This is a genomic window from Enterococcus malodoratus (assembly GCF_027659535.1).
GTDB classification, from domain to species: Bacteria; Bacillota; Bacilli; order Lactobacillales; family Enterococcaceae; genus Enterococcus_A; species Enterococcus_A malodoratus.
Genome location: NZ_JAQDPG010000004.1, coordinates 203,054 through 227,709, shown reverse-complemented (window position 1 = coordinate 227,709; position 24,656 = coordinate 203,054). Strand labels below are relative to the sequence as shown.

The window sequence follows — 24,656 nt, the reverse complement described above, 5'->3', positions numbered from 1 at the left end:
CCATTCCACTAAGGTTATTGATCGATATTTTCATGCAAATCTATAATTTGTGAATTTACTAAATAAACTGCGAAGAGTGGAACTGGCAAAAAAAGACCTAAAGCTGCCTTGTTCGACAAGCTCTAGGTCATGCTCCGGTGGGATAACAATCCTAGTTACAAATTTTTCGTGATACGACGAATATGTGCCATTAAGTAAAGCAATTCGGTTGAGCTTAATTCATACTCAAAGTCCTTTTGCACATACTCTTTGATCTCCAATGCACTGGCGTATTCGCCTTCATATTTATGCTTCAATGTATTCAATAATTCCTCGTCTTCATCATCGTAATGATCCCCCGCCAGCAAACGCTGGGCAAAGAACTTCACGTGTGTGATGAAACGATAGTAATCCAGCGAATTTTCATCAAATTCCGTACGGTAATGGTTTTTAATGATTGTTTCAATTTTTTTAGTGATCTCAGCAATTTCATAAGCGAAATCCGATGATCGATCCATCTCGGCATTCACGAAATGAATCGCAATAAACGCCGCTTCATCGATCTCAAAGGTCACGCCTAGATCATTTCGCACAATCTCAATTGCTTTCTCTCCAACCGCGTATTCATCTGGATAGAAGCGGGCGATATCCCAACGCAATGGATTCTTCAAAATAATATCTTCCTGATACCGCTCAATCGCTGAATGGATATGGTCGGTCAAATTGACGTAAATGATTTCATTCAAATTCTTGCCCAGTTTGATTTTTCCAAAATTGATGATCTTCTCAGAGACCAAAATATACTCCATTGGTACATTGATCAACAGTTCTGTAAATTTACTTTGCGTCTCTTTATCCTTCAGCAAAAAAGTCTTTTCGATCTGTTCCATGTCGACCGGCTGTCCCTTTTTCTTTCCAAAAGCAACGCCTTTACCCATCAACAACACATCGACACCCTTGCTGTTAGAAGAAATGACTGTATTATTATTTAACACTCGTTTTATGATCATAAAATAATTCCCTCGCTAGCCACAAAAAAAGCCCATTTACATACACTACGATTGTGCGGTAAATAGGTCCTGCTCACATAAAGTGATAACATCCAACAATTTTCATTTTTTATCCTCGCATGCTTACCCGAAGTAATAACATCAAGAACTTATGGAAAGGTTATCATGCTCCTTGAGTTCTGTCAATATATTTTTTAATCCATTTCTCATAGAAAGCTGGTCCGCAATTTCAGCTGGCATCGTTTTAACTGCGGTTTGCATCAGATTTCTCGTTACGCGGAGAAATCTGAAACGCCACTAATTTGAATAAAGCAAAAAAGAGGGTTATGCCCTCTTCGCCAGATTTTTTATTGAATATTGGACCTTCTTTTTAAATGCCGGCATCTGATACCCCTGCTCTTGTAATTCACTTTTCCTAATCATATAGTGATACACGCCGCAAGAAATAATGACCACATGCTCGCCAAAGGATGTAATGACTCCAGTTTTAACACACTCATCAACTGTTGTAGCCGTAATCGTATCACCAATGTTCAGTTTCTTTATCTCTGTATCGTTCATTCTATGCGCCTTCTCTGTATTTTTCCGTGAATCTGTCTAACTTCTACTTGAAAAAACAGAAATGAAGAGCTTATCGTCTCTCCATTCCTGCCCTTGGTCTATTCAAAAATATCGGCATCTAATTCTTGAATGACATCCGTCAATAACTGAATACCCGCCGCGCTATTGCCGAAGGAATCCAATGCTGGACTGAAAACACCCATGCCGTAACGATTAGGAACAGCTGCCAGCAAACCGCCGCCGACTCCGCTTTTTGCGGGGACACCTACATGTACTGAAAACTCGCCAGATTCATCATACAATCCTGCGATGGTCATGATCGATTTAACGATCGTGGCGCTTTTTTCTGAAACGATCCGTTGACCATTCCAAGGAGCAATTCCTTTATTGGCTAAAACGGCCGCTAATTTTGCTATACCGACTGCCGTGACATTCACGGAGCATTGTTTGAAGTACGTATCCAAAATCGCTGGAACATCTCCTTCGATCATTTGATTTCCTTTCATGTAATAGGCCAATGATCGGTTGATATCACCTGTTCGTGATTCTGATTGGTAGATTTCTTCGTTTAGTGTGATTGCGGGATCATCACAAATTTCCTTCATAAATGCCAATATACGATCGAATTTTTCTTCCGCGTTCTTTCCGTTAATTAACGAAGTCGTCGCAATTGCCCCAGCATTCACAAAAGGATTCATCGGATGTTTGCGATGATTGATTTCCATATTCATGATGGAGTTGAAGGCAAAACCAGTTGGTTCTGTGTTAATTTTTTGAAAGACATGATCTATTCCGTTATCCTTGATCGCAAGTAATAAAACAGGAACCTTGGACATGCTTTCGACCGCAAAACGAACATTCGCGTCGCCTGCTTCAATCAAGTGATTTTCCTGCAAATCATATATCGCCATGCCCAATTGTTTCGGATCGACCTTCGCTAATGCAGGAATATAATCGGCCACGTGGCCTGTTTGATAATAATCAAAATTTTTACTGATTAATTGTGTTAATTCTGTTTTATTCATTTGAAAAACCAACTTTCATCTTTTATTTTTCCCCATGCTGAAATTTGTGCCGACAAGCGTAAATCGCAAATGGGACAACTAAAACAACTAAATAGGACACGACTAGAATTGCTTCATAAACACCATGCTGCCCCGCTGCGATGCTTGCAGGCGGAACGAAAGAAATGCAAAAAGCAAAGAGTGATGTCAAAAGCCCTAAACAAGCGATGATTATTTTAACTATTTTTCCGCCTGGCACTTGATACGCTCTTTCAAGCTGCGTATCTGAAAAGACCAGCTTTAAATACCCCGCGAAAAACAAGAAATACAGCATCAAATAAATCACGACCGTCAAAGACATCGCCGCAAGGAAGGATAAGTTGTTTCCGCCGCCGCTCAAAGTAAAGACCGTTGCCCAGATCGTAGCCACGATCCCATTAGCGATCATTAAGTGTGCAGGAACACCATGGGTATTTTCCTTAGCAAAGTATGCTGGAAGCAGCCCTTCCTCCGCTGCGATATGAAGTGCTTTTGATGGTGAAGTGACCCAAGATGAGATTTCTCCGATGACACCCAAACAAACTAATATCGCTAATACCTTTGCGATCCAAGCAATATGTGGATCGATATTTCGTAATAAGAATTCCAAGGATTGAATCACACCTGTATTCAACGACAATCCATGTTGAGGAACCGTCGTTGCCACAGTCAATCCGCCGAACGTGTCTAAAATGATTGCCAAGATTACGAGCACAAACATTGCCAACGGGTAATTTTTCTTCGGATTTTCCATTTCATTGGCATGACTAGCGGAGGTTTCTACCCCCATGTAGGCCAAAATAAATGACACAAACACGACCAATGTCGGCAATTTAGAAAAATCAGGAATCAACGTCTTCATGGATAAGGTCGTTTGCAAAGGAGCACCCGAAGCAACGTAGTGAATCCCTAGGCCGAATAAAACTAAGGCAGGGATCAAAATCCCAGCGACGAATCCAATCCGAGCAATCAAAGAGGTGTATTTTGTCCCTTTTAATTGCGACAATAAAATCGCCCAAAAAATGATCAGTAAAATAGCTAATTTTAAAAACTTATTATTTTGAATGGCACTGATTCCAGTTGCGTAAGACAACGCGCCAGTCAAAAAGTACAACATGGTCAAATAACCGACCGTGATCTCAAACCATTGGAAAAAGATCGCCGCAAAGCCGAAACGTTTGCCTAGCGTACGACTCACCCACGTGTAGACGCCGCCTTTTTCCCAGCCTTTCACTGTTGCCATTTCCGCCGCGCATAATGCTACCGGAATGAACCATAATAACCCGCCTAATAATAGAAAAAATACTAAACTAAAACCAGATGTCGCAAATGTTGGATACTCGTATAATGAAACCACCATCGAGATCGTCATGGCTAAAAAGCCAAAGAACGTCAATTTCTTCGCAGGAATTTTCGTTTTGCTCTGTTGCATGAATCTTCCTCTTTTCTATTTATTTTTTTGTGAAAAAGGTATAATCGAGGCCTTTTTCCTGTTCCTCTTTTGTCGTCGTTATTTGGGTAAAATGCATGATCCCTTTTAAAATCAAAGTGGTCAGTACATAAGCATAGATCGCTACGATTATCACGCCCAGAATTTGAACACCTAATAAAAACCAGCTCTTCGATTCTGTCAATAAATGGCTGTTGGCAGCAAAGATTCCAATCAGAATGGTCCCCGTAAAGCCGCCCATTCCATGGACGCCCCAGACATCCAGCGCATCGTCCCATTGCTTTTTCTTCCGATAGTCAACCGCCGCATGGCAAACAATCCCTGCGATGATTCCAATCACTATCGCGAACTTAGGCTCAACATAGCCCGCGCAAGGTGTAATCGTCGCCAATCCGGCAACTGAACCGGTCAGCACATCTACAAAATCAAAGCCCTTGCCCTTAACTTTGGCAACGATCAACCAAGTGATCATCGCAAACGCAAGTGCCGTGAAGGTCGAACCAAATGTATTGACTGCTTGATAATCCGCCCGCAGCGCACCGCCAGAATTAAACCCGAACCAGCCGAACCACAGCAGACCTGTTCCGATAGCCGCCGCCATTAAATTGCTATGCTTCTCTCTTTCAGCTAACGGAATCGTCCTTTGTCCAAGAGTCAGAATGCAGGCCAACGAACCAAAGCCCGCCGTTGTATGAATTACTGCGCCGCCCGCAAAATCTCTGAATCCCAGCTGCTCCAAGAAACCGCCGCCCCAGATCCAATGACAAACGGGGAAGTAGATCAGTAGATTCCACAGAATCACAAGCAGCACGTAGCCCTTTAAGTTTAATCTGCCCGCAAAAGCCCCAGTCATCAAAGGAACCGTAATCACCACAAACATCAATTGATATAAAAAGAACATTAAAAATGGGATCGTCGCTCCATGAAACAGATTGGGAAAACTTGTCACATGTCTCATTAAAAAGAAATCGGCCGGATTGCCAATGATGCCTCCAATGTCATGCCCGAAGGCTAAACCAAAACCGCCGAATATCCACATGATCGTTGTGATCCCAACAGACAAGAAAGATTGCCCCATGATGGTCAAAATATTGTTTTTCCGAGCAAGCCCGCCATAAAAGAAGGCCAATCCCGGAGTCATTAAACAAACCATTGCCGTGCATAAGATCATAAATGCCGTATCACCTGTATCAATAGGTAAATGGGTCATTTCTTATCACCTCTTTTCTACATAAACGAGTATAGAAAAAAGTTCTGTTGAATATTTGTTGATTTTTTTATTTTTCGGCGCCAAAAAAATAAATAATAGAGAAGTTATTTATTTTGATTTACTCATTCCCTATCATCCGATGGTTTTATGATTAAATCAAAAAAAGACCGACAGTTTCCTGTCAGTCTCCATTCATTTATAAACAAATCAATTCTTCAACTGTCACTTCAGATAAATCTCGGATCACTCGATCGGCACCGATTAATTGTTCCGAGGTCCCTAGGCCGATCGCATACATTCCGCAGCCTTTGATGCCATCGATGCCGGCTTGTGCATCTTCAAAGCCGATCGCTTCATTCGGCTTAAGCTTCATTAATTGGGCGGCTTTGATGAAAATTTCCGGATCTGGTTTGCCTTTAGTCAAGTCTGCTGGATCGACAATTCCTGCGAAATACTCTCGAATGCCTAATTTATCAAGGATAAAAGGCGCGCTCTTTGACGCTGAGGCCACGGTGCAAGGAATATTGTATTGCTGGGCACTTGCCAAAAACTCTCTGACTCCCGGCAACGCGTCTTCAGGTGATAGCTCGTCTAATAATTCAACATACTGCTGATTCTTCTTTTCCGCCATCGCAGCCGTTTCATGTTTTGAAAAAAACGCCGCTTTGTTCCCGTATTCCAAGATCCGCTCCAATGATTCTTGGCGGCTGATGCCCTTCAACTGTTCATTGAACGCTTCATCAATCTGAATACCGATCTCATCAGCTAACCTTTTCCAAGCAATATAATGATACTTCGCGGTATCGGCAAGGACGCCATCTAAGTCAAAAACAAATCCCTTCATAACTAGTTCTCTTCCCCTTGCTTTTCGATTCGATACTCTTTGTGGCTAGCATAAATACGATATTTTTGGTTTTTGAAATAGGTATAAAACTCAATTTCTTCGATCTCTTTCGGCAGATGTGGATCAATCGTCAATTGATTATCGACCACTTGAAGATTGCAGAAACCATAAACGATCGTCATAAAGGTTCCGCCCATCGATGCCGTATGAATGCCGTCTTTGGTATTTTTATGGCTATTGTCCAAGTCAGTTCGCGCGTTTTTAGTAAAGTGTTCGTAGCCTTTTTCGACCTGCCCTAAACGACTATAGACCGTTGAAAAGGTCGAGTAGGATAGCGAAGAATCATGCGTCGTCACCTCATCATAATAATTGATACTTTTTTCGATCGTAGCTTTCGCGAAAGAATCGGGAAACAGCATTAACGCCAAAACGGCATCCGCCTGTTTAGAAATTTGATAACGATAAATCGTCAACGGATGGTAATTCAATAATAACGGATACTTGGTTTCTTCCTTCGAATACGGCCACGGTCCCTTATTCAAGAAATCGCGGTCTTGCGCAATGATTCCCCGTTCTTGGTCAAATGGAAGTGCCATCGCGGACGCAAACTTGGCCAAATCCTGCAGCTCTTCCTCTTGCAGCTGAAGTTTTTCCGTTAAGGCGGTCCACGTTTCTGAACGAGTGCTTTTGAGCTCTTGTGCTAAGCGATTGATCCATTCAAATTGATAAGCCACTAGTTGATTGGTGTAGTAGTTGTCATTCACGAGAACGGTATACTCATCCGGTCCAGTGATTTTGTCGATATGGAAGATCCCATTTTTCATGTAGCCGATCTCACTGAATACGCGCGCGGTCTCTAACAATACCTCAAATCCGCATTCCGCTATAAAATCGAGATCACCCGTATAGCGATAATATTGAATAAACGCATAAGCAATATCCGCATTGATGTGATGCTGCGCCGAACCGCCTTCAAAAAATGGCGAGGACTCTGTCCCAGAAATCGTGCGCCACGGATAAAGTGCGCCGGTTTGATAGCCGAAAAGCTGGCGGTTTTCCCGCGCCTTGCCCAAAATACTGTAGCGATACATCAACAGCTGCTTCGCCAAATTCGGATTCAAATGCAAGAAAACGGGGAACACGTACATCTCGGCATCCCAAAAATAGTGCCCCTCATATCCGCTGCCACTCAATCCCTTAGCGGCAATACTGGTCGTCCCGTTGGTTCCAAGCGATTGCAGCAGCGCAAACGTACTATAATTGACACTTTCTTCCAGCATTTCCGTGCTTTTTATTTTCACTTGGGCACTTTGCCAAAATTCAGTTAAATAATCAGTTTGCTGCTGAACCAATTCCGCAAAACTACTTTCGATCCCAGCGTGTCCTTGTTGCTGAAACGCGTAGCTTAGGTTTTTCTGATAGCTCGTTCCTTCTAATTTGGTGTGGATCACGATTCGTTCTTCTTCAATCGTTTGACTCATTGTTTGGTTGTCGATCGACCAGGCCAACTCCGCTTCCAAATGTGAAGCATTTGTACCAAATCTGCAGCGTTGATTCGCCAGATCAATCGCCTGAATCGTAATCTTTTGCAGATCGTGGCTCATTCGCGGATCATTTTTATCGATCGTACGCACCGGATAAAAATTCAGGTGAGTCGTTAATTCAATCGTTTCGTCATGATTCAAGCGTTCGAAATCAATTTTCATAGAAAAAAGATTTTTAGAGTGGAATGAGGCCAAACGTGAAATCGTAATTTTTGTTTGGCGTCCCTGCGGAGAAGTCCAGACTAAACGACGCACCGTAATCCCTTTTTCCATATCCAAATAGCGCTCACTGTCGCTGATTTCTCCCGTGGTGATCGAAAACTGTTCACCACCAATCGTGATCAAGGTGGTTTGCCCATCGATCACGCTGATCATCGTCTCGCCTGTTGGAGTAAAACCATACATTTTTTCAGGGTAGTGAAGGTCTTTAGTTTCGTAAAAACCATTGATATAGGTTTCTCGATTGGTAGAAAAATGATCGTAATAGGCTTCTTCTAAATTTCCCCGCAACCCGATAAAGCCGTTCCCGTTAAAGAACAGGCTCTCGGCTTTTTCCAGTGTTTCGGTTTCGTAATCATTTAAATGGATTTTCATCAGATACTCCTTTAAAAAAGTAGAATAGAAGACTCCGCTTCTATCCTACTTTGATTTTTTTATGAATGAACAGCTAAACCTTCAGCCGCTTTTTCAGTTGGTGCTGCGACTTCGTTTTTTTCATCCTTTTGCAGAACAAGTGTCAATACAAAGGATAGAACGACAGACATTAGCATCATGATTAACCCAGCGATCACGTTGCTGGTGCCCTTGTCTCCTGAAAAACCTAAGATTGCCATCAAACTGTTTTGCGGTACATATAACGTAACGTGCATCAAGCCGGCAAAGCAGCCAGATATTCCGGCACTAATACAAGCCGCGACTAATGGTTTTTTGTATTTCATCGTGATCCCGTATAAAGCAGGTTCGGTGATTCCCATGATTGCGGAGATTCCCGCTGCGGCCGTGATAGATTTCACGTTTTTCTCTTTCGATTTAAACGCTACCGCTAACGTCGCACCGCCTTGTGCTAAATTCGCACAGATTTGGGCAACTAAAATCAGTGATTCTGTCCCAGTTGCCGCAAAGGATGCAACAAAAATCGGTGTCAAGGCATGGTGCATCCCAGTCATTACGATAAATGGCATCGCTGCGGCTAGTAAAGCCACCATAATAAAGCCTAATTGTCCTTGCATCAAGTTGATTACCCAAGCCAAGCCTTGACCGGCATAATTTCCTAAAGGACCAATCACGATCAATGCTAACGGTGCCGTGATCAATAAAGTCAACGTAGGATTCAAAAGGATTTTTAAGGATTGCGGCGTGATTCTATCAACGCCCCGCTCAATATATGACATCACCCAAATCGTTAACAAAGCCGGGATAACGGAGGCTGCATAGATCACGCCCTGAATCGGCATTCCTAGAAAAGAGATCGGGTCTCCTGAAGCGACCCATTGACTGAAATTCGGGTGCAGAAAAACTCCAACGACAATAATAGCGATCGATGTGTTGACTTTAAATTTGTTCGCCGCAAAAACAGCTAACAAGATCGGCATAAAGTAAAATGCGCCATCGCCGATAAAATCCAATACGCGATAAGTACTTGAGTCGGTCGACATCCAATTGAATGTAGTCGACAGCGATAAAATCACCTTGATCATCCCAGCAGCGGTCAAGGCTGGAATCATTGGCGTCATACAGCCAGTGATCGTATCCACGACTTTATTGAAAATGCTGGTTTCCTTCGCTGGTCTGTTTGGTGTTGCGCTGGTTCCATCAGAAGACAATTTTTTTACTTCTGCATCCCCATTGGTTACGCCTTGATGAATAACTTCTTCAAAGACCTCCCCAACATGGCTGCCAATAATTACCTGCAGCTGCGTCGGTGTCGGATTCACCCCTACTACCCCATCGATTTCTTTCAACTGATCCAGCTTTGCCGCTGCTGGATCTTTCAAATCAAACCTTAAACGAGTCGCACAATGGACGGCTGAATTTACGTTGTCCATTCCCCCAAGACCTTGAATAATTTCTTTCGATAATTGCTGATACTTTCTCATTGTTTGATACTCCTTTCATCTATTCAAATACGACGGCACCATTTGACGAAATAACCTTTTGATAAAATGCAAAACTATCCTTTTTATATCGCTGATGCGATCCATTGTTTTCATCGTCTTGATCCACGTAGATCACACCGTAGCGCTTACTTATTTTTCCTTCGCTGACACTCGGCAAATCGATAATGCCCCACATGAGATACCCCATTAAATCAATCCCGTCCTCTTCCACAGCCAGCAGCATGTTTTTAACATGTCCGTGAAGATAATGGATGCGATAATCGTCATGCACCTGTCCTTCAGTGAATACATCCTGCGTTCCGATCCCATTTTCTACAATGAATAATGGTTTGTGGTAGCGATCCTGCAATTGATTCAACGTGATTCTTAAACCTAACGGATCATCCTGCCACACGCTCTTGCCTTTTGGCAAATAAGGATTTCGCAGAGTCGTATAGCCATTCGTAGCTACACGATCGATCCCATTTTCTTCAGCCGCGGTACAGGCACTAGAATAATAACTAAAGGAAACAAAGTCGACTGTATTATCTTTTAAAATCGCTCGATCTTCCGGCTGAATCACTAATTTCAATCCTTTTTCGGCTGCAAAGTGAGCAAAGAATTTCGGATAGTCGCCGAACACTTGAACATCGGAAAAGAGCAAGTTTTCCTTTTCCTGCTGCAATGCCGCAAAGACATCTTTCGGATCACAGGTATAAGCATACGTTTTCCCCGCTGCCAGCATCGCACCAAATTGATTTTCTGGATCGATTTGCTTTCCAGCCTTGATAGCTAAGGCATTCGCTACTAATTGATGATGACCTGCTTGATATTGGATCGATAAATTATCTTTCCCTTCTTCAAACAAAATGCCGCCGCCAATAAAAGGAATGTGCAAGACCATGTTCATCTCATTAAAGGGAATCCAATACTTGATCCGCCCTTTAAAACGTCGCATCACGGTTTCCGCATAATGACCGAATAGATCAACAACCCTGCGATTTTCCCACCCGTTGTACTTTTTCACCAGCTGGATCGGAATCTCAAAATGCGACAGCGTCACAATCGGTTCTATTTGATGCTTTTCTAACTCCGTTAAAAGTTTTTCATAAAATTGAATTCCTGCTTCATTCGGCTCTGCTTCTTCGCCAGTCGGAAATATCCGCGACCACGAGATCGAAAAGCGAAAACTATTCACGCCTAATTCCTTTAATAAGGCAATATCCGCTTGATAATGATGATAAAAATCATTGCCGTTTCGGCCAGGATAAATTTCATCCCCGGTTGATTCTAAAATAGAAGCGGCTTGATTCTTATATACTGCCTTCAGCCGGCGATCATCCAATGGTAAATAGTCAAAATTTGACGGCTGGCGCCCATCCGCGAGATAATTTCCTTCACACTGCGCGGCAGAGACCGCCCCGCCCCATAAAAACTGTCTTTCTTTAGTCATCTATTTTTCTCCCTCTTAAATCGTATCCGTTTTCATTCGTGTTGATACTTTTATTATAGCGAGGAAATCTTTTTTTCATTCCCCCATTTTTGTTGTATTATTCTCAAATATTGTCGAAAGGCAATTACCGAATCAGTAATTGCCTTTCTCCTACTTATTCTATTTTCATCGCATTGCGATATTCCAACGGTGCCATCGCCATGGAACTCTTAAATAGACGATAGAAGGTTTTATCACTTTCAAAACCGGTTTGCGTAATGATCTCTGATACTGGCAGATCGCTATTGATCAACAGCCATTTCGCCTTATCAATCCGATACTCATTCAAAAAGGTTAGAAAGGTTTTCCCCGTGTTCTTCTTAAAAAATTTAGTAAAATAAAACGAACTATAGCCCGAAACCTCTGCAATATTCTGCAGCGTCAGTTCTTCCTGATAATGGGCCTCGACATAGCTGAAAATCACGTCCAGCTTTTCCAACACATCCTGAGTCGCCAGCTTTTTGATCTTTTTTGATTGCTTCGCCTGTTTTGGAACGTTGCGTAATAGTAAAGTAATCAGCTGAAAAAGCTCGGCTCTTAAGGCGAATTGGTAGCCTGTTTCCTGTTTTTCGGATTCCAAATTCATGGCCTCAAGTAATCGCCGAACAGTGGCTTCGTCTTCACGTTCCCACTGAGGACTGATCGGCAGAACTTCCGCAAACAGCTTTTGCAAATCAAGATTCTCTTTATTCACCGCGGTAAAATAGGATAGATCAAATTGATAAACAAATCGTTCACTGCCTGGCGAGGCCAAGACATAATGAATCAATCCACCGCCGATAAAAGCGATCTCCCCTTCACTTAACTTATAGGGCACGTCATCGATTCCCAATGAGATCGTTCCCTTGGTCACGTAGATCAATTCGACTTCGCGATGCCAATGAGGCGTCGTCAAAATATCACCGTCATTCACCAAAATCCGAAAAGGAAAATCTTTATCTAATTCAGGCATTTCCAAATAAATCGCCATCACGTTCACCTCTCGCTTCATTTTGACGGAAAACCGATCAAAAGTAAACGCTCCAATAGTTTAAGCCTGATAGGCAAATAAAAAAACACTCCTTCATACCAGTCGGCAGACCGTTTTAAAAGGAGGGAAAAATATTTTTTATTCCATTTGTAATCTCTCGCTGCTAAAAAAAACATCCAGTCGTTCAAATAAACTCCGAACGACCAGATGATAGAGAGCAGATTAATTATTTTTCGTCGCCCCAAACGGAGCGACAGCGAATTCATTCCTGCAAACAGGAACTCGATAGATACAGTCATGGCATAGTCTGCATCACAAGACCAGTATACCACGCGGCTTTGACTGCAAATACCCGATCTTTTTAATGAATATAAACCATTTAAACATTTTGAATTACAAAGCCTTGATTCTGCTTTTTTGTGCTCTCCACCCTATTCCAAAAATCCTAGAGATGGCTTTAAGCAAGTGCATACAATAAAAAAACAGATGACTTTTAAAAATGGTGAGGGAAATTTCAAATGACCAACGACTTTTTCCCATAGTTGGTTTTATCGACCTGCGAACATATTGAAGCTTGCTGTACTGTTAAAGCTTTTTTGAGCAAGTTATTGATGATAGATGCGATACTTCAGTTAATCATCAGCCGCATAATTTGATAAAACTTCAGCTATTTCTTGCTTCATCCTGCACTTAAGACTATCGGGACTCAAAATCTTCATGTGTTTTCCATATGACAATAAGTGTCTAATCAGCCATTTTTGATCAGGCATTTGTGTCGATACGATGGCCGTTCCGTCCGGTTGAATGGCTATTTCATCATGCTTAAATTCATCAAATACCCGGTATAAAATTTCTTTCGAAAAAGACAGCTTTAGAGATAACAGCTCCCCCTCCATTACGGGTTTAGATACTTTCGGAACCGTCATTGATGCAAACGTCTCATCGGTCATTCTGAGTGAACTCATCCGACTGATTTTGAAAAATCTAAATTCGTTTCTATTTAAGCAAAACGCCTGCAAATACCATGTTTGTGATTTAAACACTAATTTCACCGGGTTGCATACCCTTTTTTCGGATTGACTTTTGGAACTTATATAATCAAATTCAACTTGCTTCTTAGCTAAAATCCCTGATTTCAGCAGCTCGAATTGAAGATTGTCTCTTTCCTGATACCACGGCGAAAAATCAACTTCTAGCCAATTATCAAATGAGAGGTTGAATACTGACTGCAATTTTGAATAAGATTGTTCACTGATCTCTGGAGTTACACTTTCGATTCCTTTAAGAGCTAGTAATAGATGCTCTTGCTCCTTCTTTGAAAGCAATACTTTATCCAGTATAAAATTATCCAGTAAATAAATACCGCCATTTCTGCCTGGTTCTGTGCAAATGGGAATTCCGAGAGCGCTAAGTACGTCTAGATCTCTATAAATCGTTCTAGTAGAAACTTCAAATAGATTGGATAATTCAGTAGAAGTAGTTTTCTTCGTGTTCAAAAGGTGATAAATAATTCCAAATAAACGTCCATTATTCACTATTTTGCTCCTTACAAACTTTTTTTATAAACTATGACACAGGATGTCATAGTTTGCATAGTATTATTGAAACATACTAGTTAGGAGGTTTTGAAATGAAGTTTTCAATTTCTAATACAATTAGAACAAATAATTTTACTGATCCTGATATTCAAACAAAATTAATGAACCTATGGAAAGAAAATGCGGCGTTTATTCAGCAGGCTAATGAAAAAAAGCAAACAGTCGCAGCGATATACCATGATTACGAGAGTGATTACAAAGGGGATTATTCTGTTTCGATAGCAAAAGAAAGCGACTCTGATGATGCGTTCGATACGTCTAAGTATCAATGGAAAGAATATAGCGTTGATCGTTCGGATAGTCTGGGCGTCTTAAATGCTTGGAAGCAAGTATGGGCTGATGAGGATGCTCAAGTCATCGATCGCGTATATGATTTTGACTTTGAGCGATATAATCCTTCTGGAGAAATCGCTATTTTGATAGCCGTCCAATAATCGGCTAATGAACACCAGAGTCATGATCCGCAAAAATAGACACAACAAAGAAGACAGCCAGCCTACTCCGGTCGTTGTCTTTTTTTGTGATGCTAATTTTTAGGCCTTGATCACTTCATTTTTAACAAAAATCTTGCCTAAATCCGAAGTCTAAAGGTCATTCACTCATTGCTGCGATCGTAAAAACATCCGCGGTCAAGCCCTTCTTGAAAAAATGAACATAGTTAAATAAAGGTACCGATTTTCTCAGTCCCAAATTTTTCCAAGCGCTCAATCTGACCTTTCAACCTTTATTCAATAATCGAAACTCCTTTTAAAACTAGCCTTTATTTCCGCCTCTGCTTGTAATCCTCCAAAAGTTTTCTTTCTCTTTTACTTGGTCTTTTTTTAATGTTTTGTCCCTTGCTTTTTTCAGGTGGTATTGCCTCGCTAGCACTGGCTGCAGCCCCTACTGCTACTAAGTCTGCTGGCTTATTTTGCACTGATTCAACAGGAGTATCGGACTTTTTCTCTGGAACAATCCTAGAAGCTAGGCTGGTTTCACGACCAGCAGACCAGTCATTGCTCATAAATTCTTCGCTCGGTTTGAGAATTTCTTCTCCCAATTCAGCCTCTTCTGCCGCGGCTTCTTTAACAATCTCTTTGATAATTACAATCAGCTCTCTTTTACTCAGCACAGACAGGTCGAAGCCTTCTAGGAAAGTGTCCTGATCCACTGAAGAATCTGTGGTAGCTGTTAATTCTGACGCGGTATTTTGGGCAGACTCCTCCTGTGATTGTTTTTTTAGTTGGCGCGAACTGGAAATAAGCGATGATCCTGAACAGTCATAATTAACGAATTTAGCAAATTGGCGCACGTTGTTCTTATGGAAAATCGTTAAAGTTGTCAAGATTTCTAGAATCCGTTTCGTTTACTCGATCGTGTTGCTTGGGTCGGCATCCCTTAATCGCCACGTATGTCTTTTCCCATTGGTATCCTCAAAAATCGACACAAGCGAATGGCTTTCGTACTTCTCTTTGACTACCAAGTTGCCCCTATTTCTCAAATGGCTTTCAAATAAACGAGCCTTTTTCGTCGCTTTCAGATATTTCTTTTCACTAGTAAATAGGCGCTTGGTGACTACGTTCCATTCTGAAGCTTCAAAATAATTTTTATAGTATGGGCAAAAGCGCCTCATTGTTTCACTCGGCTCCGCGTAAAGGAAAATTTCACGAACCACGTCCTGAAATAAGAACCTGAAATCCCCAAGAACAAGTGCGTGACGAATCATAATCGCAACTCCGTATTCAATCACGGAATCAATATCGCGTGTTTCATTATAATAAGTGATCACTTTTTTCTCCAAATTTTCTCTTCGCATTGTGAATAATTGACGTCTTGTGAGTTGCTTGATTTCCATACTTTATCGCTTCCTTTCGTTTTGTGCATGCGCTTACTTAATTCTATGATAACCGATAAATAACTGTTTCCCGTACCCTAAATTATTCAAAAAAATTAACGATTTGACTACTGTATGACTTCCTTCAAAGCTCCCATTAGTATAAACAGTCTGAAATAAATACAGTTTCAAATAACATACGCATAAAATTGAATAAAACAACGCCAAACAACCTAAAAATAGTTGTTAAGGAGATAAAAAGTTCAAAAAGAGTAACGAAATAATTATCCAATCATTTAACCTTTTTATCAATTTTTGGTTTGTACCTGACGATTTTTTTGAATAGTTGGTGATACAAAAAAGCAGAAACTATCCTATTGATGATAGTTTCTGCTTTATGTATGCACAGTTACTTGTTCTATTGATTTGAATTTGCAAAATCGATAAACCTGTCAGAAGACCGTATCACATACTTGAATCTTTCATTTTTTCGTCACTATGCTTTTTTCTTTGATGGTACTCGACTAACGCGCGGTTAAAATTGGCGATCAATGCCGTAATAATCCCAACACCTACCAGCACATACACGATTGAAAAAAGTTTGCCTAAAGCGGTATGGGGCGACAAGTCTCCATAACCGACAGTCGCCAAAGTCATGACTGAAAAATACAACGCGTCTAAATACGTCATCCCTTCAATATTATGGTAGAAAACCGTCCCAATCATGAGGATGAACAGGACCGCCAGCATAATCGCCTTTTGCTCCTCTTGGCGAAAGAGAATTTTTAAAATATGCCATAAACTTCTAAATAATAGTGCGAATGCAACCATGAGAACCGCCTTTCTGATCATGCTCGTGCGTTTTGGCTTTCTTATTTCCTATTTTGACCACTTCATTAATATTTTAGCAGATAATGCACATAACCTGAATATCTCAACCAACTATTAATGACCACATTCATTGACTTGCTTGAGTTATAAGCTACCCTTTACCACCATAAATACTGAACCAACGCGATTTGAAATTAAAGTAAACTTTATTTTTTCTTTTTTAAAGTTTACCTTTTATCCGTTTTATGGCATCAAAAAAGCAGCAATCATTACTGATCACTGCCTACTAACTATTTCTATCCATTGATTTTATTTTTGCGTTTCTTCAAATAAATCAAAACAATTCCAACAATACCCATGCCAGCAATGATTGGTAAAACAGTGGATTCTTCTCCCGCTCTCGGGTACGCTTTGACTTGTTTTGGATACGTTTTTGCGTATTTGGGATAGGTCTTCACTTGTTTTATCGCTTCAGGACTCGTAGGTGTTCCCGTTTCTTGAGTCGGTACCATCACTGCCTGCCATTTTGGATACAGGTTCAAGGATTGCATGATCGGTTGTTTGCTGTCAAAGGGTTCGGTCAGCTTTTCATCAAGGAACCAACCGGCGAATTTATAGCCTTCGCGTGTAGGATCTTTTAGCTCCGTTAATTGTTCGCCCTCGTTTATTCTGACGATTTTTGTTGTCCCATCTGGATAATGGATCGTAATCGTGAGCTGCTGTTTAAGAATATCCACCGTAATATCCGTTGGTTGCACCATTTGGTAGTTCTCGGCTTCCTTTCCAGCGAGCTGGATAGTAGTCGTAACGGCTTTGTTTTGACCGATCGCCTTATCAGCTATAACTCCTTCTCCAAGTGCGTAGCTGACGTCAGCTTTATCGGCCTCAATCACACCTGTGAGTTTAGCGTTTGTATCGTCCAATTGTACAACTAATGAGTCGTTGACCGGACGATTAATCGCTTTGACACCAGTAATCGAAACTTTCTTTTGGTTGATAGTCCCTTGAACCGCACCGATTGTAAGCTTGTAATTTTTGGTTTTAAAGCTTGGTGCAGTTGAGTCCAGAACGGCTCCTTCGACCCTCACCGGCTTGTTTGTTCCAACTTTTTTATCCGTAAATGCCGCCTTAGCTTTATCGATAGCTAACGCTAACGGTTCTGAACTTAACTGCCGATCGAATGTCAGATTAGTCGGTTGCAGAAGCTCCGCATCTGTCTTTCCGTTGTACGTTTTATTTGCTGTCTGCAAGCCGTTGACCGTGATCGATCGCGGTGTGATCGTTCCTGCAGCTTCATGGGTGTACGAAGGAACGACCTGATAATTCTCACTATCAGCGCCCGATAAACGAGTCTCGGCCGCTAAAATTTCTTCTGTGTAGCTGCCTGTATCCTTGTCAGCAGATTTGTGATTAACTGTCACCTGATCGCCAGAAATCAAGTTGGCCGGTCTTCCGATAAAGGTTAACTCAGTACCATCATATTCTTTACTGGCGGGTTCCCAATTAATCTTGCTGACCTGTTTCGGGGTAATCGTAAACGTCTCGCCATTCGCGATGTCTTCTTCATAACCAGGGAATTCCGTAGTTTCAGGATAGTGATACTTCACGGAAAGATTGTATACACCAGCGTTTCGCGGTTGTTGCACACTTGCTGCTTCGACCCCTCTTTGATAATAGAAGTCCACATAGTCCTTCCAGGCATCAGGAATAGCTGAAAAGGGTGTCTGCGGATTCCCATCGTAAGTCACGGGCGCTGTTTGACCTGCAGCTGCCAATAGGTCCTCTATCTGAGAATTTTTGATTACTGTCGCCGATCCCACTGATGAGGGAATCATACCGCCATTTTGGTAAATGAAGCCATTCGATAAATCTTTTACCAGGCCGCTATTCATCGAAACAATTGATCCTCCGGACATCGTATTGATTGTTCCGCTATTAAAAATACCCAAGATACCCCCGGTCATTGAGTCGATTTCACTAGGAGAAATCATAGCTTCTACGAGTCCGCCATTTAAATTCCTGATTTTTCCGCCAGTGAGATTTACGATGGAGCCGCCGTTCATTGACTCAATCGTCCCACCAGCAAATGTTCCTAGACTGCCTGAGTTCATCGCGGTGATCAGTGTTCCGAAAGTCACAATCGTGATACTGCCGCCATTCAAATTTTTAATGATCCCATTTTTGACGGTTCCCATTTGTCCGCCATTTTCTATAATATCAATCGTGCTATCTTGAAATTTATTAATAACACCTCCAGTTACTCTACCTATTTTACTGTTAAAAATGACTGACTGGATTTCGCCACCACTCATCGCAGTGACTGTTCCGCCAACCACTTCCGCAATGGTTCCGCCAGTCATCTCTGTGATCGTTGCATTTGATACATGATCTCCAATCGATCCGCCAGCAACCAATTTATAGAATTTTCCTGATGTTGTTGCATTCAAATAATTAGAAACAATTATTGGATTATCCGCCGAATCACCCGTCCCATTCTTAGGAGAAGCCTCTGGAACTGCCCTTGTATTAACGGTTTGCCGATCATTTTCTGCTTGTATACTCGCCTCATCTGATGAGGCGGAAGTAGAATTCCGATCAACGGCTGATGTTTCACTCGATGATGATATTTCCGTGTTTTCCGAAGACTTTGCGGCTTCTGTTAACGAATTCGATGATTGCTTTACCGTGTTTATACTTTGACTGATCTGGGTTTCGGTCGGTTCCGTTTGGGTCCCCGCATAAATAGTTTGCGCCGGTAAGAAACTATGATGCAGCAGAATCGTTAACGTCCCAATGACCGCCCACTTCCTTTTTTTCATTGAAGTTCCTCCTCTAAATCGTTCTTTTTCAAATAAAAATCCTATTAATAAAGAAATTAATTTTCTCTTATCTTTATTTTAATTTGTATGAAGCGAATTTCGTTCACTAAGATAAGCTTATTATACCCAAAATTATTACTTATTTTAATCAAATTGGGTTTTTGGTAATATTTCTATAATTCCGATCAGAAAAAAATGTTTTTTGACTATTCTTCAATAGAAATCATTTTGGAGCTAAATCACTAGATCATCCGCTATATAAGTTTCTTTGCTACTACTTTGTTCTCTTGCCTGCTAAAATAAAGACGTAAAGGAAGTGTTCGAGATGTTGCAAATAAAAAGAGCTTATCTTCCAGCGAGTGATTCAGATGGTTTTCGTGTACTGGTTGATCGCTTATGGCCGCGGGGAAAATCCAAAGAGACCGAGAGCATTGATTTGTGGTTAAAGGAGATCGCTCCAAGTTCCGAGTTAAGAAAATGGTTCAATCATGAAGCGGAAAAATATCCTGTCTTCGCGACTAAGTATCGTGAAGAACTGCAATCAGGTACGCAAAAAGAGGCTTTGATTAAACTAAAATCCACTATCAAAGAACACGAAATAGTGACTTTGATCTACGGCGCAAAAAATGAGATTCAAAACAACGCACAAGTATTGTACGAACTGCTAAACAAATAAAAGCAGGAAAAACCGCCGAGTATGGCTGGTTTTTCCTGCTTTTTTCGTTCACTTTAAGAATAGATCTTCTTCGTAAAATATTTCAATAAAAACGGTGATGATAGGGTCGTAAACAAGATTACGAGAATAAAGGCGGAGTAATATTCCTTAGTGACGAGCTGGGCCTGATAGCCTAGCTGCACGATGATCAAAGCCATTTCTCCTCTTGAGATCATCCCTGATCCCACCATCAAACTGCTGTGATTACTAAATCCCGCAAGCTTACTGCCGATAAATCCGCCAAGAAGTTTTGAGATAATCGCAAGAATCGTCACTATTACAATCAGCAGCAATTGATTACTAATCCCATTAAAGGATATTTCCAAGCCGATACTGACAAAAAAGACGGGAATAAATACCGCATATCCGATCGCTTCGACATTGTGCTGAACATCTTTCCAAACGTTCGTCTGACCAATCGCGACACCTGTAAAGAAGGCCCCAATTACCGAACTCAATCCGATAAAATCAGCCAAGTAAGACATACTCAAACATAGAATCAGCGAACCAATGATCACTGAAGACTCCGCCAGCAATTTTTTACTAAGTCTCATCAAATAAGGCGCACCCCACCGAATCAAGAAAAAGATCGCCGCAAAGAACAGAACCTGTTCGATCAGCATGATTCCAAGCGGATTGTCATTACCGCTTTTCGCGCCTAAGAAAGACATACTTAAACTTACAATCAATACGACTAAAATATCATCCACCACAGAAGCCCCGAGAATCGTTGAACCTTCCTTGGTATTGATCACATTCAGCTCTTTCAACACTTCGACCGAGATCGAAACGGAGGTCGCCGCCAAAATCAAACCTAAGAAAAAGGATTCGTTCCAAGCGATATGAAACACATTTCCGCCTAAAGTTCCTAATAAAACAGGAAACACGATTCCTAAGACCGCCACATACATTCCCGGTCGGAAGTATTTTCGCAGCAGCGAGAGATCACTCTCAATTCCGGCTAAAAACATTAGTAAAATCACACCGATCTCAGAAAAATCCTCCACTAAAATATCTGGATGAACCAATTTTAGGCCGGCACTTCCTAATAAAATTCCGACAAGCAATTGCCCGATCACCGCAGGTATGCCAAATCGTCGTGAAAAATGACTGGCAATCGTGGTGCTGATCAAGATCAAACATAAAACACCAATAAATTCCACTTTCTTCATCCCCTCAGATTAATAACATTACTAGTGTTTAGTACATACTTATCAAGGATAGCGAAAAAAGTATAGAAAGAAAAATAATCCGATTCTACGAATTCAGAAAACAGGTGTGTATATCTAGCTTAAAAATACCTTCGAACTTTCAAGCGATAACGCCGATAGCCTTTTTCAAATTTTTTTTAAATATAACAAGTTTCTGTTCCTAAATGACAAGCTTTCCCTTCTACTTCTCTGTTCACTTTCTTCTGCCAAGTGTGCAGTAGACTTATATCACCTAGTTGTACCTGTGCAGGACGAAAAAAAGGAATCGAATAACTCGATTCCTAAGACGATACGGTCGTTTTCCTATTTGATATGTTTATTTAAGCAAGACCTTCTGTTTTGGCTACAGGATCTTCTATAGGTTTGACAGTTAGACCTAAAAGACCTTTAGAAAATTCATATGAATTCTTCCAATGCTCTTTAGCCGTATTTATATTAGCGCGAATCTCAGATGAATTAATTTTATCAGTAGAATCCTCTAGCCTCTCCTTAAGATTTTTTAATTCTCCATTGAACAAATTCCAAGAAGTTAAAAATGTGATAGTTTCGGCTATAGCTTTATCAGCACTTTTTTGTACATCACTTACCGATAAACTTAAAGCTGTTAGCGCTGCTAATGTACCATCGAGTTGGCGAATCTTGTCCTCTTGTTTTGCAATTTCTCTACGTGCTTCTTTAACTTTCGCCTCATATACTCCCCAAGATATTGCGCCGCCAGCAGTTAAAAGGACTCCCACACCTACTAATATCCCTCCAGCAAGTTTTGTCACAAATGTAGGTTCAGGAATTACTAACAGCCCCAAGCCAGCAATTACTATACCTGATCCAACTCCGACCAATACTTGTCCGGTTCCAACATATGTTTTATATTTTTCTATCTCATCACTACATTTCTTTTTCAAATCATCAGCTGTCTTCTTGTCAGAATCAATAATTCCTTTCTCAGTAATTATTATATCTGATTTTTTCTTTAGATTTCCGTTGGCTTTCGAAAACTCATTGATCCATGCCTTCAACTTTCCCTCGCACAACGTTACATTTTTAACAATATCATCTGTTTTTTTGATTAGCATTGATAAACCGCTCGCTATGTTCTTCCTATCCTTCTCAGACTTAATGTCTTCAAACGGAGCATATTTTTTTAGGATTTCATTGATTTCACTAGTAACATTTGAAAATAGCGGTACAAAGGCTAAAACAGAACGGGGTATTGAATTCGTAATTTCTGCTGCTAAATCTGTATTCCATTTATTTGATACTGTCTGCACTCCTTTGTATACATCCTGTAACTCCTCATACCATTTTGGTTTAGGAGTCACTGGATTAAAGATGGGGTTTTGTATCGCAGTACACGACTCTGTTATTTGTTTCAACGATAAATAGGCAGTCGCAATTTGAACATTCTGTGCCTCATCAGCGCCTAATGTTAATTCAGACTCATTGCTGTTTAATAAGACAATTTTTTTTGACGGGTTTCCATCAACTATAGTAGCAAACTCTTGAGGAACTATAAATTTTCTAAGTTCGCTATCATCTGGCATTAAAACAGATTCGTCATTCTATTCACTCTTTTCTTTTATGTTATAAAAAACTTGACAACAAAATTCTTTGTCTGCTATCACAATTACGTTAATTAAACGCTGAAACCGCATATGTTGGGTATTGCCACCCTTTATCATTTCCCACCATTCTTGCGGTAAAGGGTTCGTACGACCACGCTTGAGTAATGTTTGAAACATTATCTGTGGATGACCATGTATTTTTAGAAAACCAGATTCCACTATCTCTAATTGCTTGGAGTTCTTGTTTTGCCGGCACATACCATATTCCAGTCCGTCCCGAAGAATAGGTAGTTCCTTCCGGATTTTTTCCATCCACCCATGCGAACAATGGATAAGTGTTTTTCCAATCGAGTTGTGACGTTATAACTGCCATGTTCGAAAGCCCGTCCGTCTCATTGGTCGCCTCTGTGCCAGCATTACTAGGACCCCATGATAATCCAGGAGAAGCCTCGGTATTCACTATTTTTCCTTCAATACCGCCCTTACTAACTTCAAACACCTTACCTATAGCTGTCGTGGAATCGCTAGGATCGGGATAATAGTCACCTATTTGATAAACCACTGCAACTTCAAACTCAGCCACCAGCGTCACTGCATTTGCTGGCATGTTGAAGCTGACCGTGGCGCTGTCTGTATCAGTTCCTGCTGGCAATCCAGTTGTCGTTGTCCATGTCTTAAACTTATATCCCGGGTCTGGAGTTGCTGTAACTGAGATTTTGGTCCCTTCTGAATAATCCCCGTTTTCTGTACCGGTTATTGAGCCATTATCTCCCGCTGTGGCACTGAAAGTATGGATTTCTTCAAACTCAGCCACCAGCGTTACTGCATTTGCTGGCATGTTGAAGCTGACCGTGGCGCTGTCTGTATTGGTGCCTGCTGGCAATCCAGTTGTCGTTGTCCATGTCTTAAACTTATATCCCGGGTCTGGGGTCGCTGTAACAGATATCTGCGTTCCATCCGCATAAGTTCCATTTGCTGTACCGGTTATTGAACCATTATCTCCTGCTACAGCGCTAAAACTTTTGACTTCAGGTTCTTTCTTCAATCCATCAAACGCCTTTTGAAGTGCATCCTTAGCACTAGTTACTTGTGCTTGCGTTACTTTCCCATTGACTAACACACTTTTTGCATGGCTTAAGGCATTTTGAAATACATTCCATGTTGTGTCGGTATAATTTTCCTTACCGGTACCCTTAACTTTATTATAAAGTGCTTGTAATTCCGTTTTATTCACTTTAGGTACGCTTGATTTTTTTGCGCCATACCAAGCAATATTTTCGTTTTTCCAACCAACTTTGATTAAATGATTCTGTTCAGCCTTACTAATCGTGTAATTATGACTTCCGGCTCTAGCGTTCGGATTATATGCACGATACAGTGGGATCGTTTTATTTTTATCAGAATACCAGCCGACCCCTTCATTTCTCCAGCCAACTTTTACTAAGTGATCTCGTTCAGATTTATGCGGTGTGTAGTGATGATCTCCCGCATTCGGATTATAAACCCGATATACCCGGGTCACCACTAGTTGGGGCATACCAGCCGATCCCCTCATCACTCCAGCCAACTCGTTTTAACAAATCTCGTTCATGTGTGTTTGCTGTGTAAAAGTGTTCGCCGCTGTTTGGATTATACAATCGATACATATCGTTTGTAGCAGCTTCTGCCTTTGTACTTAGAAATAAACTAAATAATAAACCGATCAACAAAACACTAAGGCCAAAACTAAATCTTTTCTTCAACGTTCTCGCTCCCTTTCTTTTCAAAAATTTATTTCAAAAAAATATAGGTACTTTCAATCCTCCACCTCCTCAATATAATTTTTCTTCATACAACTAAAATGAGATACTCCGAAAACGGCAAGAGATAGCCAAACGATTGCTTTATAGAAGAGCTTCTTACTCTTTA

General features: G+C 41.0%; 21 protein-coding genes. 2 read left to right on the top strand and 19 right to left on the bottom strand.

Annotation, left to right across the window (positions count from 1 at the left end; all coding sequences use genetic code 11):
* Positions 1-155: 155 nt before the first annotated feature.
* The 11 genes from licT to PGP85_RS08650 all read right to left on the bottom strand — a co-directional run bounded on the left by licT (position 156) and on the right by PGP85_RS08650 (position 13,734).
* Positions 156-989, bottom strand: a complete 834-nt coding sequence (gene licT, locus PGP85_RS08700; protein ID WP_270327063.1) for a BglG family transcription antiterminator LicT — start codon at positions 987-989, stop codon at positions 156-158.
* A gap of 324 nt (positions 990-1,313) precedes the next feature.
* On the bottom strand, positions 1,314-1,550 hold the full coding sequence (locus PGP85_RS08695) for a hypothetical protein (protein ID WP_010741415.1): 237 nt from the start codon (positions 1,548-1,550) through the stop codon (positions 1,314-1,316).
* 98 nt (positions 1,551-1,648) lie between these two features.
* Positions 1,649-2,575, bottom strand: a complete 927-nt coding sequence (glsA, locus tag PGP85_RS08690; protein WP_010741416.1) for a glutaminase A — start codon at positions 2,573-2,575, stop codon at positions 1,649-1,651.
* 22 nt (positions 2,576-2,597) lie between these two features.
* Positions 2,598-4,025 carry an amino acid permease gene (locus tag PGP85_RS08685; protein WP_010741417.1) on the bottom strand — a complete coding sequence of 476 codons (1,428 nt, stop codon included), beginning with the start codon at positions 4,023-4,025 and terminating at the stop codon, positions 2,598-2,600.
* A gap of 19 nt (positions 4,026-4,044) precedes the next feature.
* On the bottom strand, positions 4,045-5,253 hold the full coding sequence (locus PGP85_RS08680; protein WP_270327060.1) for an ammonium transporter: 1,209 nt from the start codon (positions 5,251-5,253) through the stop codon (positions 4,045-4,047).
* A 196-nt stretch (positions 5,254-5,449) separates the two neighbouring features.
* Positions 5,450-6,097, bottom strand: coding sequence for a beta-phosphoglucomutase (pgmB, locus tag PGP85_RS08675; protein WP_270327058.1), 648 nt, complete (start codon positions 6,095-6,097; stop codon positions 5,450-5,452).
* Between the two features lie 2 nt (positions 6,098-6,099).
* Positions 6,100-8,235: a glycoside hydrolase family 65 protein gene (locus tag PGP85_RS08670; RefSeq protein ID WP_270327055.1), complete on the bottom strand. Its 2,136-nt coding sequence runs from the start codon at positions 8,233-8,235 to the stop codon at positions 6,100-6,102.
* 59 nt (positions 8,236-8,294) lie between these two features.
* A complete protein-coding gene (locus PGP85_RS08665) occupies positions 8,295-9,737 on the bottom strand; it encodes a PTS transporter subunit EIIC (RefSeq protein WP_270327053.1) in 1,443 nt (480 codons plus the stop codon).
* 19 nt (positions 9,738-9,756) lie between these two features.
* On the bottom strand, positions 9,757-11,190 hold the full coding sequence (locus tag PGP85_RS08660) for a family 1 glycosylhydrolase (protein WP_010741422.1): 1,434 nt from the start codon (positions 11,188-11,190) through the stop codon (positions 9,757-9,759).
* 154 nt (positions 11,191-11,344) lie between these two features.
* The gene (locus PGP85_RS08655; protein ID WP_010741423.1) at positions 11,345-12,199 is read right to left on the bottom strand and encodes a helix-turn-helix transcriptional regulator; all 855 of its coding nucleotides are present in this window, start codon (positions 12,197-12,199) and stop codon (positions 11,345-11,347) included.
* A gap of 632 nt (positions 12,200-12,831) precedes the next feature.
* Entirely contained in the window at positions 12,832-13,734 is a 903-nt protein-coding gene (locus tag PGP85_RS08650; protein ID WP_010741424.1) for a helix-turn-helix transcriptional regulator, read from the bottom strand.
* 95 nt (positions 13,735-13,829) lie between these two features.
* Here PGP85_RS08650 and PGP85_RS08645 point away from each other — a divergent pair, with 95 nt between their 5' ends.
* Positions 13,830-14,231 carry a hypothetical protein gene (locus PGP85_RS08645; protein ID WP_010741425.1) on the top strand — a complete coding sequence of 134 codons (402 nt, stop codon included), beginning with the start codon at positions 13,830-13,832 and terminating at the stop codon, positions 14,229-14,231.
* 326 nt (positions 14,232-14,557) lie between these two features.
* Here PGP85_RS08645 and PGP85_RS08640 read toward each other — a convergent pair whose 3' ends face one another.
* The 4 genes from PGP85_RS08640 to PGP85_RS08625 form a co-directional block, all read right to left on the bottom strand.
* Positions 14,558-15,121 carry a hypothetical protein gene (locus tag PGP85_RS08640; protein ID WP_270327051.1) on the bottom strand — a complete coding sequence of 188 codons (564 nt, stop codon included), beginning with the start codon at positions 15,119-15,121 and terminating at the stop codon, positions 14,558-14,560.
* Between the two features lie 21 nt (positions 15,122-15,142).
* Complete coding sequence (locus tag PGP85_RS08635) at positions 15,143-15,631, bottom strand: hypothetical protein (protein WP_270327049.1); 489 nt, start codon at positions 15,629-15,631, stop codon at positions 15,143-15,145.
* A gap of 444 nt (positions 15,632-16,075) precedes the next feature.
* A complete protein-coding gene (locus PGP85_RS08630; RefSeq protein ID WP_010741427.1) occupies positions 16,076-16,441 on the bottom strand; it encodes a potassium channel family protein in 366 nt (121 codons plus the stop codon).
* Positions 16,442-16,737: 296 nt separating this feature from the next.
* Positions 16,738-19,260, bottom strand: coding sequence for a YDG domain-containing protein (locus tag PGP85_RS08625; protein WP_010741428.1), 2,523 nt, complete (start codon positions 19,258-19,260; stop codon positions 16,738-16,740).
* 325 nt (positions 19,261-19,585) lie between these two features.
* Here PGP85_RS08625 and PGP85_RS08620 point away from each other — a divergent pair, with 325 nt between their 5' ends.
* Positions 19,586-19,936, top strand: a complete 351-nt coding sequence (locus PGP85_RS08620; RefSeq protein ID WP_010741429.1) for a DUF488 domain-containing protein — start codon at positions 19,586-19,588, stop codon at positions 19,934-19,936.
* Positions 19,937-19,989: 53 nt separating this feature from the next.
* Here the strand turns inward: PGP85_RS08620 and PGP85_RS08615 are convergent, their stop codons facing one another.
* The 4 genes from PGP85_RS08615 to PGP85_RS08600 form a co-directional block, all read right to left on the bottom strand.
* Positions 19,990-21,138: a cation:proton antiporter gene (locus PGP85_RS08615; protein ID WP_270327045.1), complete on the bottom strand. Its 1,149-nt coding sequence runs from the start codon at positions 21,136-21,138 to the stop codon at positions 19,990-19,992.
* 368 nt (positions 21,139-21,506) lie between these two features.
* Positions 21,507-22,727, bottom strand: coding sequence for a hypothetical protein (locus tag PGP85_RS08610; RefSeq protein WP_270327043.1), 1,221 nt, complete (start codon positions 22,725-22,727; stop codon positions 21,507-21,509).
* An 88-nt stretch (positions 22,728-22,815) separates the two neighbouring features.
* Positions 22,816-24,285, bottom strand: coding sequence for an InlB B-repeat-containing protein (locus PGP85_RS08605; RefSeq protein ID WP_270327041.1), 1,470 nt, complete (start codon positions 24,283-24,285; stop codon positions 22,816-22,818).
* Complete coding sequence (locus tag PGP85_RS08600) at positions 24,245-24,490, bottom strand: hypothetical protein (RefSeq protein ID WP_270327039.1); 246 nt, start codon at positions 24,488-24,490, stop codon at positions 24,245-24,247. Before PGP85_RS08600 ends, PGP85_RS08605 begins: the two co-directional genes overlap by 41 nt.
* Positions 24,491-24,656 lie beyond the last annotated feature (166 nt).